Origin of the sequence: Nocardia xishanensis NBRC 101358, from assembly GCF_001613365.1 — a bacterium.
GTDB lineage: Bacteria > Actinomycetota > Actinomycetes > Mycobacteriales > Mycobacteriaceae > Nocardia > Nocardia xishanensis.
Window position 1 is genome coordinate 1 of record NZ_BDCF01000039.1, and the last position, 16,637, is coordinate 16,637.

Genomic DNA, 16,637 nt, shown 5'->3' on the forward strand with positions numbered 1-16,637 from the left:
GACGCGCGCACCCCGGCACCGGCCGCGCGAGCTGCCTCGCGCGCGCAGGGTCGCGGGCTGTTGCGCTTGGCCAAACATATCTGGCCGCACCATGATTGGGCCGAGCTCGCGGCACGCCCGCACCTGTCGACGGTGTTCGGCGCGGTGGGGCGCGCCTGCGCGATCGGTCCGCGCGAGACGGCCGACGTCGTCGTCTACACCACCCTCACCGGCGCCGCCACCGCCGCCCAGCGGCTGCTCGCGCTCGATCCCGCCGCCGTCGCAGCTTGCACCGTCCGGCTGGCCGAACTCTGCGACCGCACCGCGTCGGAGGCCGCCGACGGTCTGGCCGCGCTGTCGGATCCGCTGCAAGACGTGCTCGCCGAGCGGCACCGTCACCGCGACATGCCGCTGTTCGCCAGCTGACACGTTTTCGAGAGAGGAGATGCCGGATGCCACCGCACCTGATCGACGGTGAACCGCACCACCATTCGCACGACCGGCCGAAACGGGAGCGGACACCGGGGGAGCCGCTGCGCATCGGCATCGGCGGTCCCGTCGGCTCGGGCAAAACCGCGCTGGTCGCGGCGCTGTGCAGACAGTTGCGCGAGGAACTGTCGCTGGCCGTGCTGACCAACGACATCTACACCACCGAGGACGCGGACTTCCTGCGCCGCCACGCGGTGCTGCCGGACGAGCGGATCACCGCCGTGCAAACCGGCGGCTGCCCGCACACCGCCATCCGCGACGACATCACCGCCAACCTGGACGCCATCGACGACCTGATCGCGGCCAACCCGCCGCTGGATCTGATCCTGGTGGAATCCGGCGGCGACAACCTCACCGCGACGTTCTCCTCCGGCCTGATCGACGTGCAGATCTTCGTCGTCGACGTGGCCGGCGGCGACAAGGTGCCGCGCAAGGGTGGCCCCGGCGTCACCTTCTCGGACCTGTTGGTGGTCAACAAGACCGACCTCGCCCCGCTGGTCGGCGCGGATCTCGGGGTGATGGAGCGCGACGCGGCCAAGGTGCGCGAGGGCAGGCCAACCGCGATGCTCTCCCTGACCGAGGACCCCGCCGCCACCCCGGTGCTGGCATGGGTGCGCGAACAGCTCGCCGCCGCAGCCCTCGCCGCCGCGGCCGAGGCGGAGTGAACCCCGGCGCGTCGAAGCACGGCGCTGCGAACCGGAGGACGATGAAGCACGGCGCTGCGAACCGCAGCGCAATCGAGCCGAGCGCAGTGAACCGCTGCGCGATGAACTACAGCGCAGTGAACCGTTGCGCACCGAGCTGAGGATCGTCGCCGCGGGCACGCTTCCGGAGATTCACGCCTCCGGCGGCTTGGCCGCCCGCCGGACCGGACCGGACACCGTGCACCTGATCGGGACCGCCGCAACCCCGCTCGGCGGCGACGAAATCGACGTCTCGGTCGCGGTCGGCCCCGGCGCCCGGCTCACGCTGCGGTCGGTCGCGGCGACCATCGCGCTCCCCGGCGCCGCGACCCGAATGTCGTTCGCGCGCTGGCGTTTCGAGGTCGCCGACGGCGGAGAACTGGATGTGGAGACCGAACCGACGATCGTGGCGGGCGGCGCCGACCACTGTGCGGTCACCACTGTTCTGCTCGCGGCGAGCGCACGCCTGCGGCTGCGCGAACGCGTGCAGGTCGGCCGTGCGGACGAGGAGCGCGGCGCGTGGCGCGGCGACCTGATCGCCGATCTGGCGAATCTGCCGCTGCTGCGCCATCGTCTCGAGCTCGGGGCTCACACCGCCACCGACGACGCGCTCGCGGCTCCGCGCGCACTCGACAGCGAACTCGTCTACCCCGACGATCGGCCCGTCGAGACCTTCGGACTGACCGCGGCGCGGCTGCCGCTCGCCGCGGGCGGGAGCCTGTTCACCGCGGTGGGGCCGCGGCTGAGCGCGACGGTGAGCCCGCGAACATCGAGCGGCACAGCGGTTTCGGTGCCGGTCGGTGGTCAGCCGCCTGACCGAGGCCGGGCGGCCGCGACTCCCCGCTGATGCCCAAAGGGCGGGATTCCGACATTCGCGTCGAAATCCCGCCCTGCTCTCTGCCTTCCGGCAACACCTTCCCGCCGGAAGCGCGTACCGCGCGTTCAGTCGCCGAGAACTCGCGCGGGGGCGATGAAGCCGCCTGCCGCGCCGACTGCCGCACCGGCGGCCGCGCCCACGATGGCGGCGGGGACGGTGATCGCCGCGGTGCCTATCGCGGCGCCCAGCGCCGGTCCCACGAGGAGGCCGATCGGCGCGAACGGCAGACCGGCCACCAGGCCGGCCGCCGCGCCCACCATCCCCGAGGTAACCGCGATCGGCACCGACGACGAGACGCCCGCCACGGCGCCCATGGCCGCGGTGCCGACGGTCTGCGCGGCGATGCGGTCGGACCGGCTGCGCTCCATGCCGACCGAGTCGAGGAACGTCGCGAGATTCGCCTCGGTCACGGCGGCGGCATCGTTGATCTGGATCGCCTGTTCGTGGTCGATCCAGTCGGGAGTAGCCACCGTGACGTCACCGAAGCGGAACTGACCCGGCGGCGGCGCGATCGGCGGCACCGGCTCCACAGGGATCGGCGGGTGCAGCACACCGACCGGTGCCAGGTAGCTCTGCTCCGGCGCGGGCCGCGCCCACTGTAGCGAGCTGTGCGTGTCGTCCGGAATGATCAGGCCCTCGTACGGAACGACGTCGGACGCATCGGCCGCGGGCAACTGCTTCGCCTGCTCGCGCTGGGAGACAGTATTCGACTGTGCGGGCTCGGCATTCGCGGTCCCGGTGCCGACGAGCGCCAACACCAGCGGAACCGCGCCCGCCGCGACCATCGAGCCCACCTTCTGCCGCTGCGGGTTGGGAGCCCTGTGCTTGCCTGTCCCCATACTCACCTTTCGTCGTGGATGACATTGCTCGACGTCCCACATTCGGACCCGAGCGCCACACGGATTGGTGGAAATCCGCAGTACGACAAGTGAGTCACGGTCGGTCGACTCGACCGGACCGCGCGAAAGCTCGCCACCCGGCCGAAAACCAATGGCGAGGAGCGGCTTTCGCGGAGTTAGGAAACCGCGCGGTCGGTTACCGTTTTCCCTGGCGCGCGGCCGTTGCTCGCGGGCGGCGCGCCGAGGGCGGCCGCGAGTTCGTCGGCCTCCTCTTGATCCTCGTTGACCTGTTCCAACGCGAGCCGCGCGAACACCCACTGCTCGGTGGCGGCCATCTGTCCGCGGGTGCGCCCGAGGAAGGTGACGAACCACTGGATGACCGTGATGATCCGGCTCCGGTAGCCGACCAGGTAGTACAGGTGCAGTCCGAGCCAGGCCAGCCAGGCGATGAACCCGCCGAACTCCAGCTTGCCGACCTGGCAGACGGCGCTGAACCGCGAGACGGTGGCCATGCTGCCTTTGTTGAAGTACTTGAACGGCTTACGGTCCGCGGGCGACTCACCCTTGAGCCCGGCCTTGATCTGCTTGGCGGCGTAGGTGGCGCCCTGGATCGCGCCCTGCGCCTGGCCGGGCACGCCGGGCACGGACATCAAGTCGCCGACGACGAAGACATTGGGGTGGCCCTTGATGGTCAGATCGGGCTCGACGATGACGCGCCCGGCGCGGTCGACCTCGGTGCCTTCGGAGCGCTCGGCGAGCATCTTGCCCAGCGGGCTCGCCTGCACGCCCGCCGACCAGACCTTGCACGAGGATTCGATCCTGCGGATGGTGCCGTCGGAGTCCTTGACCGTGACGCCGTGCGCGTCGATGTCGGTGACCATGGCGTTGAGCTGGATCTCGACGCCCATCTTCTCGAGCCTGCGCTGAGCCTTGCCGCCCAGCTTGGGACCCATCGGGCCGAGCACAGCGCCCGCGCCCTCGATCAGGATGACCCTGGCATCGCGCGGGTCGATGTTGTGGAAGGTGCCCTCGAGCGTGCGATCGGCGAGTTCGGCGATCTGCCCGGCCAATTCGACGCCCGTCGGTCCCGCGCCGATCACTACGAAGGTGAGCAGCCGGTCGCGTAGTTCCTGGGTGGTCGCCAGCTCCGCGCCCTCGAACGCGCCGAGGATGCGGCCGCGCAGCTCCAGCGCGTCGTCGATGGTCTTCATGCCGGGGGCGTAGGTGGCGAACTGGTCGTTGCCGAAGTACGACTGCTGCGCGCCGGTGGCGACGATCAGGCTGTCGAACGGCGTGACCGTGTTCTGGTTCAGCAGCGTCGAGGTGACGGTCTTCTCGGCCAGGTCGATGTCGATGACATCACCCAGCAACACCTGGCAGTTGCGCTGCTTGCGCAACACGAGCCGGGTGGCGGGCGCGATCTCGCCGACCGAGAGGATGCCGGTGGCGACCTGGTAGAGCAGCGGTTGGAACAAGTGGGTCGAGGTCTTGGAAATCAGGGTGATGTCGACGTCGGCGCGCTTGAGGTGCTTGGCGCCGAACAGGCCGCCGAAGCCTGAGCCGATCACCACCACCCTGTGGCGACGGTTCTCCACAGACTGAGTGCTCATCGTCCTGCTCCTCGACAATCGGGGGGCTGATTCCCCCGCGAACGGTTATCGACAAGCTTCAACCGTAGTCGGCCCGCCATGGACCGTCACATGAGATCCCCGTTCCGGGGGTGCTGTAGTGCGGAACCTCACGATCGACGGGGTGGGGAAGTGAAGTGACCGCCGCCGATCTGCCTGAACGATTGCGAAGAAGAGAATACGATAGATGCTGTCGTTCAGGGAGGTGTGCGATGGTCACCGAAGACCGGGTCGCCGTCCGGAACCGCAGGGTGCACGCCGCATCGGAGAACGCGTATCTCATCGACATTCCCGACACGGGCGTCATCGATCGCATGCTGCGCAGGCTGCCCGAACGCCAACGCGTGCTGGCCGCTCCGCCGCGCGGCAGCGCGACCGTCCCGGTGCGCGGCGATATCGGACTGCCCTATCTGGGTCGCGCTTTGCACTACATGCGCTGGGGCCCGGCCGAGATGATGGAGCGGCACCGCCGCTACGGACCGGTGTCGTTGAACACTTCGCTCGGCGTCGACCGCGTGCTGGTGTCGGGACCGGAGGCGCTCGACGAGGTGCTCGGCAGGCGACGCCGGGATTTCGGCCAGGGCTGGGACTATTTCATCGGCCCGTTCTTCCGGCGCGGACTACTGCTGCTCGAATTCGACGAACACATGTTCCATCGCAGGATCATGCAGCAGGCCTTCACCAGGGAACGCCTCGCGGCGCACCTCGCTACGCTGACGCCGGTCGCGCGGGCCGCGGTCGCCCGCTGGGTGCCGCCGGGGCGAGACGGCGGCAGGGTGCGGCTGTACCCGACGATCAAGGAGCTGACGCTCGAGATCGCGGGGGAGACCTTCATGGCGGTCGATGTCGGGTCGCGGCGGCGCGAACTCGTCGAGGCCTTCGTCGAATGCACGCACGCCGGTCTGTCGATCGTGCGTCATCCCATTCCGGGCGGGCACTGGCGCGCCGGCCTGCGTGGCAGACGGGTGCTGGAGCGGTACTTCACCGAGATGCTGCCCGCCAAGCGCCGCTCGCAGGAGCCCGACTTCTTCTCCGGTCTGTGCCACGCCCGCAGCGAGGACGGCGAGGTGTTCACCGACGCCGACGTGGTGAACCACATGATCTTCCTGATCATGGCCGCCCACGACACCACGACGACCACGGCCACCGCCGTCGCCTACTACCTGGGCAAACATCCGGAATGGCAGCGCAGGGTGCGCGACGAGGTGCTCGCCGCCGACGCCGAAACCGGCGACGCCGCGACGACCATCGCGGATCTGGACCGCCTGGGCGAGCTCGACCTCGTGGTCAAGGAATCGCTGCGGCTGATGCCGCCGGTGCCCGGCCTGGTACGCCGCGCCGTGCGCGACACGGAGATCCTCGGCCACTACATTCCGGCGGGCACCGCCGTCGACCTCGCTTATCAGGTCAACCACTTGCTGCCGGAACTGTGGACGCGTCCCGAGGTCTTCGACCCGCTGCGATTCGCCGAACCGCGTCGCGAGGACCACTCGCACCGCCTGGCCTGGCTGCCCTTCGGCGCGGGCGCGCACAAGTGCATCGGCATGCACTTCGGCACCTTCGAGGTGAAGACCCTGATCGCCGCGATGGTGCGCGAATACGAGTGGCGGATCCCCGACGACTATCGAATGCCGTGGGGATTCACCACGATTCCTTTCCCGCGCGACGGCGCCCCCATGATGCTGCGCCGCCGGCGGTAGGACCGGTCAGCGACCGGAGAGCAGCATCTCCGCGACCTTGGTGTCGGTCTCGGCGCCCTCGGTGTACCCGCCCGCGTCGCCCAGCGAGGTCATGATCGCCAGGGTGTACCGCTCGTCGGGGCCCGCGAAGCCGACCGAGTTGACCACCCAGCCGCCCTGCTCGGCCGACCAGCCGTTCTTGAGTCCGGGCCGCATGCGCGCGCCAGCGCCCCAGACGCCCCAGTGCTGGTTGAAGTCGACCGAGCGCATCCGATCGAGCAGGTAGTTGCGGTCGTCGGGATGCATCGCGGTGAGCACGTGATCCATCAGCCGGTCCAGGTCGGCGGCGGTGCACTTCTGGAACGACCAGTCGGGGAAGAGCGCGGTGCTGGTGGGCTGGGGGACGAGCGAGACCATGCCGTTGGCGCGGAAGGCGTTGTTGTAGGCCATCCGGTCCGGGCCCGCGTACTTGTTCCAGAGCAGGTCGGCGGCGGCGTCGTTGGAGGTCGCCAGCATCGACTCGAGCAGGCCGCGGTCCTCCGGCGGGAGCGTGATGGCGCCGACGCGGGCCCGGTTCAGCAGGTCGGCGGCGATCGCGAGCTTGATGGTGGAGGCGGTCCAGACGGAGTCCTCCGCGTGCTCGTTCGCGTGCACCCCGCCGGTCACCCGGTCGCGGACGACATAACCCGTGACGCCGGGCCGCGTCTTCAGGTAGGCGTCGACCGCGGCGATCCGGCTGCTCATATCGCAGTCGAATCCGGCGAGGCAGCCGGGCGCGGCGTAGGCGCTCGGCGCCGCGGCACCGGTGAGGAAGGTGGGCGCGGTCGGGATCAGGATCGCCGCCGCTGCCAGGACACAGGCGGATGCGGCCACGCGGGGAACTGTCCGGGTGGGGGCCATGGGGTAACGCACGAGGGACCACGATCGCACATCCGCGCCGAGGACGCACGTCTTGAGCTCGGCAGCCCGGTGTGTTACAGCGACCGTTGTGCGCTTGTACCGCATGGGGTTTCGCCGAACCGCGGGTCAGCGGAAGGCGGCGCGAAATTCTTCGACGGTGCGTCCGTTGAGCCGATAGCAGTGCTCGAACGCCTCGGTGTGGCGGTCGCGTGGCCAGCTGTGCAGGACGACGGCGCGCCCGTAGTAACGCGAGTTGACCAGTTCCCATCGTTCACCGACACGGCGAACCGTGAACCCGTCTCTCGGCAGCAGGGGCATCACCATCGCATTCATGAATGCGAACCAGCCTTTCGATGCAGCTCGCCCTCCCCCGGAGGAGCGAACGCAGTGAGCGAATAATGTGCCAGCGCCCGTGCGCATGTCGGAGCTGAGCGCCGGCGAGGCGAAGGCATGAGCACTGTTGCATACGGGTCCGACCGGTCCGGCGTGACACGGCGCAGTATTCCGTTCCCGTGTGGCTCAATTCACTCTCGACCTGGCGGGGCGGCGCGGTTGCGCGACGGTCGCTGGCGTATAAACGTGCAATGCCGCTGCACATCCACCGGGCCGAGCGCGCCGACGCCCTGGCGGACGCGCTCGCCGAGCTGTTGGCGACACCGCAGCCGGATCCGTTCGCGGCGGAGATCGTCTCCGTGCCCGCCAAAGGCGTGGAGCGCTGGCTGACCCAGCGGTTGTCCGCGGTGCTCGGCGTCTCGGCGGGCCGCCGTGACGGTGTCGCGGCGAACATTCGATTCCCTTCCCCTTCGGCGCTGGTCGCCGAGGCGCTCGCGGCGAGCACCGGGATAGCGCAGGACGACGATCCGTGGTCGCCGCAGCGCACCGTGTGGGCGCTGCTCCGGGTGATCGACGCCGCGCTCGGCGAGCCGTGGTGCGCGGTGCTGGCGCGCCACCTCGGCGGCGCCGACCCCGCCGGCCGCGATCACCGGGTCGGCAGGCGCTATGCCACCGCGGCGCACCTGTCCGGGCTGTTCGATGGGTACGGCGCCCAGCGCCCCGCCCTGCTCACCGAATGGGCTGCGGGCGAAGACACCGACGGGGCAGGTCGCAGGGTGCCCGACGATCTGCTCTGGCAGCCGACGCTGTGGCGGCGGCTACGTGCCGAGATCGGCGCGCCGAGCCCCGCCGAACGGCTGGACGCGGCCTGCGCGCTGCTGCGCGCCGAACCCCATCTCGTCGAACTGCCACAACGACTTTCACTGTTCGGGATGACCCGGTTGCCCGCGGATCAGCTGGCCGTCCTCGACGCGCTCGGCCACGCGAGGGACGTGCACCTGTGGCTGGCGCACCCGAGCCCGGTCATGTGGTCGCGGATCGCGCAGTCGTCGGGGACGGTCTCGCGGGTGGACGACGCGTCGGGGCGATCGGTGCGTCATCCGCTGCTCGCCGGTCTCGCGCGTGATGTGCGCGAGTTGCAGCAGCGATTGTCCGGAACTGCCGCGCTGGGGTCCGATGCGCATATCTCGGGGGAGGGGCGTGGCGCGCGGATGGTCGCCTCCGGAGCGGAGCCGGGGCACGAGTCCGAACGGGCGGGTCGATCGAAAGACGTCGCGCCCGCGAGTAGCTCGGCTCCGTGGGAGCGCGGAGCGCCGCAGGCGACTTCGCTGCTGGCCGCGTTGCAGGCCGGCATTCGCGACGACGCATGGCCGCCCGCCGAACGCGTCCCCGCCGACGACAGCGTGCAAGTACACGCCTGCCACGGACCGGCCAGGCAGGTGGAGGTTCTGCGCGAATGCCTGCTCGGCCTGTTCGCGGCCGACCCGACGCTGGAACCGCGCGACGTGCTGATCATGTGTCCCGAGGTGGAGGCGTACGCGCCGCTGGTGCGTGCTGCCTTCGGCTCCCGCGCCGGCGCGGGGGAGCCGACGCCGGAGGCGGCCCATCCCGCGCACCTGCTGCGGGTCCGGCTGGCCGATCGCGGTCGCGGCGTGACCAATCCGCTGCTCGCGGTGATCGAGGTGCTGCTGGAGATGGCCGACGGGCGCGTCACCGTCACCCAGGTGCTCGATCTAGCCGCGTCCGAAACCGTCCGTCGTCGTTGCGGATTCGACGACGACGCGATCGAACGGCTGCGCGGCTGGGCGGCCGAATCTGGAGCGCGGTGGGCGATCGGACAGCGGCAGCGCCAGGCGTTCGGGCTGGCCGATTTCGCGCAGAACACACTGAACGGCGCGGTCGACCGGATCCTGCTCGGCGTGACCGCCGACGAATCCGCCGACGACTGGCTGGATCTCGCGCTGCCGCTGGACGACGTGGACAGCAACGACGTCGATCTGGCCGGCCGGTTCGCGGAGTTCATCGATCGGCTCGCGGTGTGTCTGCGCGATCTGCGCGGGCCGCGTCCCGCGCGCGAATGGACCGCCGTGCTCGGCCGCGCGCTCGACCTGCTCACCGATGTCCCCGAAAGTCAGGCGTGGGTGCGCACCGAGGCGCGCAGGGAGATCGCCTCGGCCACCGACCACGCGGGTGAGGTGCCGCTGCGCCTGGCCGATGTGGCGGTGCTGCTGTCGAGCAGGCTCGCCGCCCGGCCCACCCGCGCCAACTTCCGCACCGGCGAACTCACCGTCTGCACCATGGTCCCGATGCGGTCGGTACCGCACCGCGTCGTTGTGCTGCTCGGCCTGGACGACGACGTGTTCCCGCGCGCGGGCGGAGTGGATGGTGACGACGTGCTCGCCCGCAATCCGCGGCTCGGCGAACGAGATCCGCGTAGCGAGGACCGGCAGCTGCTGCTGGACGCGGTCCTGGCCGCGCGCGAGAAGTTGCTGCTATTCCACACGGGCGCCGACCCGGTCAGCGGCGCGCACCGGCCGCCCGCGATCCCGGTCGCCGAACTGCTCGACGCGCTGCGCGCCCACGTCGGCGCGGCGGGAATGGACGCGGTGCTGACCCGCCACCCGCTGCAAGGCTTCGACCGCCGCAACTTTCACGCCGAGCGCCCCTTCAGCTTCGACACGGTCGCGCTGGCCGGTGCGCGGGCGGCGGGCCGCCCGCCCGAGCCGCGCCCGGCATTCCTGCCGGAACCGCTGCCAGCGCCGGAACCGTCGGACGTGGCGCTGGCCGACCTGATGTCGTTCGCCGAACATCCGGTGCGCGCCTTCCTGTGGCAGCGGCTCGGCTTGCGGGTCCCCGAACACGAGGAGGACATCGCCGACCGGCTGCCCATCGAACTCGACGGCCTCGCCAAATGGGAACTCGGCGAACGGATGCTCACCGCGCGGCTCACCGGCGCGGACGCGAACGCGCTGCGCGCCGCGGAATGGCGGCGCGGCAGCCTGCCGCCGTTCGGGCTCGGCGGTGCGGTGCTCGACGAGATCGAGCACACCGTGGACAAACTGGTGCGCGCTTCGCTGCCGGACTACGAGGGCCACGCCAGGGCGGTCGATGTGGCGATCGATCTCGGCAACGGCCGCAGACTCACCGGCACGGTGCCGGAGGTGCGCGGAGAAACCCTGGTACGTACCACGTTTTCCCGCCTCGCGCCGAAACACCGGATCGCCGCCTGGGTCGCGCTGCTGGCGCTGGCGGCCACCGAGGACCGTTCCTGGCGGGCGGTGACCACCGGGCGCGGCCAATTCGGCCGTCCCGCATGGCGATCCGTGCTCACCGCGCCGGATGCGCCTGCCGCCGTTGCGGTCTTGCGCGAACTGGTGCGACTGCGGGACGCGGGCCTGTGCGAACCGCTCCCGATCGCGCCGACCGCGACGGCGGCCTACGCCGAGCGACGCTTCCGCGGCGCCACCGCGGAGGAGGCCTTCGCCGCGGCCGAACGCGAATTCAACGGTGGCCCCAACGGTCCCGGCGCTTTCGGGGATCACACCGACCGCCACTTGCGCTACGTGTGGGGATCGGCGCCACGGCTGGAACACCTGATGGACGCGCCCGCCCCGGCGGGCGAGCCGGGGGAGACCACCCGGTTCGGCGCGCTGGCGCGTCGCCTGTGGGCGCCGCTGCTGGGCGCGGAGAGCCAGGGGCAGCCGTGAGCACGGTGTCATCCCTCGGAATTCGCATGCGCCCCGGCGTGTCTGCGAACCTACCGGCGGCGACGTGGTGCGATTTCTTCGGGCGTCCGTGCGACGCCCGGATCGGTGATGCGTGGTGGCAGGGCGAAAGGCGGTGCGTGGCATGACAGTTGAAGACGCCGTTCTGGCCCCGGCGACGGACGCGATCGCGCCGTTCGATCCGTACGGTCCGCTGCCCACCGGCACGACAGTTCTGGAAGCCAGCGCGGGCACCGGGAAGACGCACGCCATCGTCGGGCTCGCGGTGCGCTACGTGGCCGAAGCGGGCGTCGACATCGCCCAGCTGCTGCTGGTGACCTTCAGTAGGGCCGCGACGCAAGAGCTGCGCGAACGGGCTCGCGACAGGTTCGTCGCGGTGGCGACGGCGCTGACCGATCCCGTTGCCGCACAGGCTCATTCTGACGAGCTGGTGCGGCATCTGGCCGGCGCCGACGCCGCGGAGGTCGGGCGAAGGCGGGCCAGGCTGCTCGCCGCGCTCTCGGACTTCGACGCGGGCACCATCGCCACAACGCACAGTTTCTGTCAGCGCATGCTCGACGAACTCGGGCTGGCAGGCGAACACGATCCGGGCGCCCGCCTGGTCGAGTCGGTCGACGAGCTCGTCGGCACGGTCGCCGACGATCTCTATCTGCAGCGCTACGCGCGCGACACGCCACCGTTGTCGCTGAAAGAGGCGCACACGCTCGCGCTGGCGGCGGTCCGCGACCGGCACGCCCGCCTCGTCCCGCGCGTCGACGGGCTCGCTGGCGAGCGCGTGGCCTTCGCCGAGGCGGTGCGCGCGGAGACCGAGCGTCGCAAACGCCTTGCGGGACTGCGCGATTTCGACGACCTGCTGGTGCTGCTGCACGACGTGCTCGCCGATCCCGATCACGGCCCCCTCGCCTGCGCTCGCATTCGCGAGCGCTACCGGGTGGCGCTCGTCGACGAATTCCAGGACACCGACCCGCTCCAGTGGGACATCCTGCGCCGATCGTTCCACGGCGAGACGACCCTGGTGCTGGTCGGGGATCCCAAACAGGCCATCTACGCCTTCCGCGGCGCGGAGGTGCTCAGCTACCTGGACGCCGTCGGGCACGCCGACCGGCGCAGCGAGCTCACCACCAACTGGCGCAGCGACGCGGGACTGCTCGCCGCGCTGGAACGCGTCCAGGGCGGCGCGGCGCTCGGACATCCCGAGATCAGCGTCTATCCCGTCGCGGCGACGCGCCCGTGGTCGCGGTTGACCGGGCCCGCCGAATTCGTCACCCCGATGCGGGTGCGCTGCCTGCCGCGCACCGGCGCGGGCCCGCTGAACAAATCGGGGTTCCCGTCCGTGGGCCGCCAGCGCGCGAAGGTCGCCGACGACCTCGCCGCCGACATCGTGCGCCTGCTCGAATCCGGTGTGCGGGTGACCGTTCCGGCGCCGAAGGCGCGGACGGCATCCGATCGGCCGCGAGAAGATGTGGCGGACAACGAGAACGACGGAACTGTCCGACGTCCAGTCGGCCCGGGCGACATCGCCGTCCTGGTCCGCACGCGATCCCAGATCGACGTGGTACGCGCGGCGCTGGACCGGGTCGGCGTCGCCTCCGTGCTCGCCGGTGGCACAAGCGTTTTCGGCACGCCGAGCGCCACCGACTGGTTGTGGGTGCTGCGCGCGCTGGAACAACCGCACCGCTCCGACCGCGTCCGCTTGGCCGCCTGCACGCCGATCCTTGGCTGCACCGCCGCCGACATCGACCGCGGCGGAGCCGATCTCGTCGGACGTGTGAGCGCGCAGCTGCGCGAGGCGGCTCGGCTGTTCGCCCGCGCGGGCTTCGCCGCCGTCTTCGAGAAGCTCTCCGCCGAGGCGGGGCTCGCGCCGCGGCTGCTCTCGATCGAGAACGGCGAACGCCAGCTCACCGACCTGCGGCACATCGCCCAGCTGCTGGACCAGGTCGCGCTGACCGAGGGACTCGGCCTGACCGCGCTGACCCGCTGGCTGGCCGACCAGGTGCGCGACCCCGCCGCGAGCGTCGTCGCCGACCGCTCCCGCAGGCTCGATCGCGACGCGGCGGCCGTGCAGATCGCCACCGTGCACGCCAGCAAGGGACTCGAATTCCCCATCGTCTACCTGCCTTTCGCGTGGGACAGCGCCAAGAACCCGTACCCGGCCACACTGCTGTTCCACGATGACGACGGCGCGCGCGTGCTCGACGTGGGCGGTCAGGACGCCCAGGGTTACGCCGCGCGCAAGCTGCGCGGCGAAGCCGAGGAGGCGGGCGAGGAGCTGCGGCTGCTCTACGTCGCGCTGACCCGGGCCATGTGCCAGATCGTGGCCTGGTGGGCGCCCGCCATCACCACCGCGGCGGCGCCGCTGCACCGCATGATCCTCGGCAGGCCCGACGGCGGGGGGACGGTGCCGGGACGGGCGGCGGTGCCCGCCGATCAACAGGCGGTGCCGATGCTGGCGGCGTGGGCGGCCGCCGCGCCGGAGGCGATCTCGGTGACCGCGGTCGCACCGCCCGAGGAGGTCGAGCCGCGCCGGGCGCGCACCGAACCGGTCATCGGCGATCTCGCGGCGGCTCGCTTCGACCGGGCCATGGACCAGCACTGGCGGCGCACCTCCTACTCCGCGCTCACCGCGGGCGCGCACGAGATGGCGCTGGACGCCGAGCCCGAGGACGAGCGCGGACCGGAGGACGAGCCGTCCGCGCCGCCGCCCGCCGCCGCCGAACCGGTCACCGCGGCCGCGCCGTCGCTGATGAACGACCTGCCCTACGGCGCGGAGTTCGGCACTCTGGTGCACGGCGTGCTGGAGCAGATCGATACCGACGCCGCGGACCTCGACACCGAGGTGCACGCCCGGTGCCGCGCCGCGGTCGAGGAGCTCATGGCGGAGATCGATCCCGCCGTGCTCGGCGCCGCGCTGCTCGCTGTGCTGCGCACCCCGCTCGGAATCGGTTGCCTGGCAGACATTTCCCGTCGCGATCGACTCCCCGAACTCGAGTTCGAACTGCCGCTGGCCGGCGGCGACGCTCCGGCCGCGAACGCGGCGACCTTGCGTGGCATCGCGGACCTGCTGCGCGCGCATCTGTCATCCGATGACGACCTGGTCTCCTACGCCGACCTGCTGGCGGGCTTGGACGACGTCCAGCTGCGCGGCTACCTCACCGGCAGCATCGACGCCGTGCTTCGCGTCGAGGATCCCTCGGGCACACCGCGTTTCGTCGTCGTCGACTACAAGACCAACCGCCTCGGCGCCGGCGACCTCACCGTCGACCACTACACCAGGGAGCGCATGACCGCCGAGATGCTGCGCTCGCACTATCCGCTCCAGGCGTTGCTGTATTCGGTCGCGTTGCACCGGTACCTGCGCTGGCGGTTGCCGGGTTACGACCCGGCCCGGCACTTGGGCGGCTGCCGCTACCTGTTCGTGCGCGGCATGGTCGGTCCCGGAACACCGCCCGGCCGAGGCGTTTTCGATTGGACGCCACCGGCCGCTCTGGTCACCGCGCTGTCCGACCTGCTCGCGGGCGAAACGGATCTGCTCGCGGGCGAAACGGGGGAGGCTCGATGACGTCGATTCAGCTGGCGCAGCGCGGCACCGGACTGCTGCGGGTCTTCAACGAGGCAGGGGTGTTGTCCGCGGCGGACGTGCACGTCGCGGTGCGGCTCGGGCGGCTCGGGCGAGAGGAATCCGAAGAAGTGCTGTTCGCGGCGGCCTTGGCCGTGCGGGCGGTACGCTCCGGCTCGGTCTGCCTCGAGCTGAACCGGATGCGCGAGATAGGTGTCGACGCCGACGAGGACTGGGACGCGGGCGCGGGCGTCGATCCGGCGACCCTGCCGTGGCCGGACATCGACGCGGTGACGGCGGCGCTGCGGGTCAGCCCGCTGGTATGTGGCGGACCGGCCGGACCGCTGTGTCCGCTGCGGCTGGTGCCGCCCGAGCGCGGTGACGACTCCGGCCACCTGCTCTACCTGGACCGCTACTACCAGCAGGAACAGACCATCCGCCGGGTGCTCACCGAACGCGCCGCTGGCCATCCGAAAGTCGACGTCGCGGTGGTGCGCCGGGAATTGGACCGGCTCTTCGACAGCCCGCTCGGCGAGGGCCCGGACCGCCAGCGCCTCGCCGCCGCGCTGGCCGCCACGCACTGGACCACCGTGGTGGCGGGCGGCCCCGGCACCGGCAAGACGCACACCATCGCCAGGGTGCTGGCGCTGCTGGAGGCGCACCGCAAAGCGAATCCCAAGGCTGCCGCGCTGCGCATCGCGCTCGCCGCGCCGACCGGCAAGGCGGCCGCGCGGCTCCAGGAGGCGGTTCGTGAGCAGGCGGACGATCTCGGTCTGCCCGAGCTGACGGCCGCCACTCTGCACCGGCTGCTCGGCTGGCAGCGCGGCCGCCGCACCCGGTTCAAGTACCACGAGTTCAACCGCCTGCCTTACGACGTGATCGTGGTCGACGAGACCTCCATGGTGTCGCTCACCATGATGAGCAGCCTGCTGGCCGCGTTGCGCCCCGACACGCGCTTGGTCCTGGTGGGCGACCCGGACCAGCTCGCCTCGGTGGACGCGGGCGCCGTGCTCGCCGACCTGGTCGCCGGACCCGTTGCCGGCGAGCCTAATCCGGTGCTCGACGAGATCATCAGCGCGGATTTTGCTGCGCGGGAACACGATACGGAAGCGCTCACAACCTTGGAGCGAACGAGGCTGCGCGGCGGCATCGTCCGGCTCACCAGGGGGCGGCGCTTCGGCGGGCGGATCGCCGATCTGGCCGTCGCGGTGCGGGCCGGGGACGCCGACGCGGCCCTGGAGTTGCTGCGTGCGGGCGGTCCGGAGCTGTCGCTGTGCGCGCCGGAGGACACGGCCCCGGTGCGCGGGGACGTGGTCCGGGCGGCGCACGCGGTCACCGACGCGGCGCTGGAGGGCGATGCGGCGGGCGCGCTGATCGCGTTGGAATCGCACCGGCTGCTGTGCGCGCATCGGCAGGGTCCGTTCGGTGTCGAGCGCTGGGATCGGATGGCCGCGGACTGGGCGGCCGCCTCCGGCGCGGGAACCGACACGCACTACGCGGCCTGGTATCCGGGCCAGCCGCTGCTGGTCACTGCCAACGATCACGAGGCCCGCATCTACAACGGCGACACCGGCGTCATCGTCCGCCTGCCGGACGGGTCGCTGCGCGCCGCGCTCCAGCGCGGCAGCGAACCGTATCTGGTGCATCCCACCCAATTCCCCGCGGTGGTCACGGTTTTCGCCATGACCATCCACCGCAGCCAGGGCAGTCAGTACGACACGGTCTCGGTGGTGTTGCCTGAACCCGAATCCACACTGCTCACTAGGGAATTGCTCTACACCGCGATCACGAGAGCGCGCAAGCACGTGCGCATCATCGGCACCGACGACGCCATCCGCGCTGCCGTGGCGCGCCGCGTGCTGCGGGCCAGCGGGCTCTCCCGCCGCGCGGCTCGCTGACCGGCGCTGTTACGCCGACCGCTGCGGTCTGGCCGAAGAGGTAAGGCCGTT

At 71.1% G+C, this 16,637-nt stretch carries 11 protein-coding genes; 7 read left to right on the forward strand and 4 right to left on the reverse strand.

Features of this window, described 5'->3' with window-relative positions:
* From NX1_RS25290 to NX1_RS25300, 3 genes are all read left to right on the forward strand, one after another.
* Window positions 1-405, forward strand: a 405-nt coding sequence (locus NX1_RS25290; protein ID WP_281217088.1) for an urease accessory UreF family protein, incomplete at its 5' end; no start/stop codon positions are given.
* A 26-nt stretch (window positions 406-431) separates the two neighbouring features.
* Complete coding sequence (gene ureG / locus NX1_RS25295; protein ID WP_068064130.1) at window positions 432-1,133, forward strand: urease accessory protein UreG; 702 nt, start codon at window positions 432-434, stop codon at window positions 1,131-1,133.
* Window positions 1,134-1,257: 124 nt separating this feature from the next.
* Window positions 1,258-1,998, forward strand: coding sequence for an urease accessory protein UreD (locus NX1_RS25300; RefSeq protein ID WP_084501748.1), 741 nt, complete (start codon window positions 1,258-1,260; stop codon window positions 1,996-1,998).
* Between the two features lie 95 nt (window positions 1,999-2,093).
* Here NX1_RS25300 and NX1_RS25305 read toward each other — a convergent pair whose 3' ends face one another.
* Both NX1_RS25305 and NX1_RS25310 read right to left on the reverse strand, forming a co-directional pair.
* Window positions 2,094-2,867: a hypothetical protein gene (locus NX1_RS25305; RefSeq protein ID WP_068064132.1), complete on the reverse strand. Its 774-nt coding sequence runs from the start codon at window positions 2,865-2,867 to the stop codon at window positions 2,094-2,096.
* 176 nt (window positions 2,868-3,043) lie between these two features.
* Complete coding sequence (locus NX1_RS25310) at window positions 3,044-4,477, reverse strand: NAD(P)/FAD-dependent oxidoreductase (protein WP_068064134.1); 1,434 nt, start codon at window positions 4,475-4,477, stop codon at window positions 3,044-3,046.
* Between the two features lie 230 nt (window positions 4,478-4,707).
* Between NX1_RS25310 and NX1_RS25315 the strand changes: the two genes are divergently transcribed.
* On the forward strand, window positions 4,708-6,195 hold the full coding sequence (locus tag NX1_RS25315) for a cytochrome P450 (RefSeq protein WP_068064139.1): 1,488 nt from the start codon (window positions 4,708-4,710) through the stop codon (window positions 6,193-6,195).
* Window positions 6,196-6,201: 6 nt separating this feature from the next.
* On the opposite strand, the gene NX1_RS25320 is transcribed toward NX1_RS25315, so the two are convergent.
* Window positions 6,202-7,047 carry a serine hydrolase gene (locus NX1_RS25320; protein ID WP_245668676.1) on the reverse strand — a complete coding sequence of 282 codons (846 nt, stop codon included), beginning with the start codon at window positions 7,045-7,047 and terminating at the stop codon, window positions 6,202-6,204.
* A 153-nt stretch (window positions 7,048-7,200) separates the two neighbouring features.
* Window positions 7,201-7,407: a hypothetical protein gene (locus NX1_RS25325; protein WP_068064141.1), complete on the reverse strand. Its 207-nt coding sequence runs from the start codon at window positions 7,405-7,407 to the stop codon at window positions 7,201-7,203.
* A 251-nt stretch (window positions 7,408-7,658) separates the two neighbouring features.
* On the opposite strand from NX1_RS25325, the gene recC reads away from it, so the two are divergent.
* The 3 genes from recC to recD all read left to right on the forward strand — a co-directional run bounded on the left by recC (window position 7,659) and on the right by recD (window position 16,586).
* Window positions 7,659-11,114 (forward strand): exodeoxyribonuclease V subunit gamma, encoded by a 3,456-nt coding sequence (gene recC, locus NX1_RS25330; RefSeq protein WP_068064143.1) that lies wholly within the window; start codon window positions 7,659-7,661, stop codon window positions 11,112-11,114.
* A 142-nt stretch (window positions 11,115-11,256) separates the two neighbouring features.
* Window positions 11,257-14,691, forward strand: a complete 3,435-nt coding sequence (locus NX1_RS25335; protein WP_068064222.1) for a UvrD-helicase domain-containing protein — start codon at window positions 11,257-11,259, stop codon at window positions 14,689-14,691.
* Complete coding sequence (recD, locus tag NX1_RS25340) at window positions 14,688-16,586, forward strand: exodeoxyribonuclease V subunit alpha (protein ID WP_068064144.1); 1,899 nt, start codon at window positions 14,688-14,690, stop codon at window positions 16,584-16,586. The genes NX1_RS25335 and recD overlap by 4 nt, the downstream gene beginning before the upstream one ends.
* The last annotated feature ends 51 nt before the right edge of the window (window positions 16,587-16,637 follow it).

Bases quoted from the DNA above. Each gene is read 5' to 3' on its own strand.
- ureG (WP_068064130.1), top strand. From the start codon at position 432: ATGCCACCGCACCTGATCGACGGTGAACCGCACCACCATTCGCACGAC.
- NX1_RS25305 (WP_068064132.1), bottom strand. From the start codon at position 2,867: ATGGGGACAGGCAAGCACAGGGCTCCCAACCCGCAGCGGCAGAAGGTG.
- NX1_RS25310 (WP_068064134.1), bottom strand. From the start codon at position 4,477: ATGAGCACTCAGTCTGTGGAGAACCGTCGCCACAGGGTGGTGGTGATC.
- NX1_RS25315 (WP_068064139.1), top strand. From the start codon at position 4,708: ATGGTCACCGAAGACCGGGTCGCCGTCCGGAACCGCAGGGTGCACGCC.
- NX1_RS25325 (WP_068064141.1), bottom strand. From the start codon at position 7,407: ATGAATGCGATGGTGATGCCCCTGCTGCCGAGAGACGGGTTCACGGTT.
- recC (WP_068064143.1), top strand. From the start codon at position 7,659: ATGCCGCTGCACATCCACCGGGCCGAGCGCGCCGACGCCCTGGCGGAC.
- NX1_RS25335 (WP_068064222.1), top strand. From the start codon at position 11,257: ATGACAGTTGAAGACGCCGTTCTGGCCCCGGCGACGGACGCGATCGCG.
- recD (WP_068064144.1), top strand. From the start codon at position 14,688: ATGACGTCGATTCAGCTGGCGCAGCGCGGCACCGGACTGCTGCGGGTC.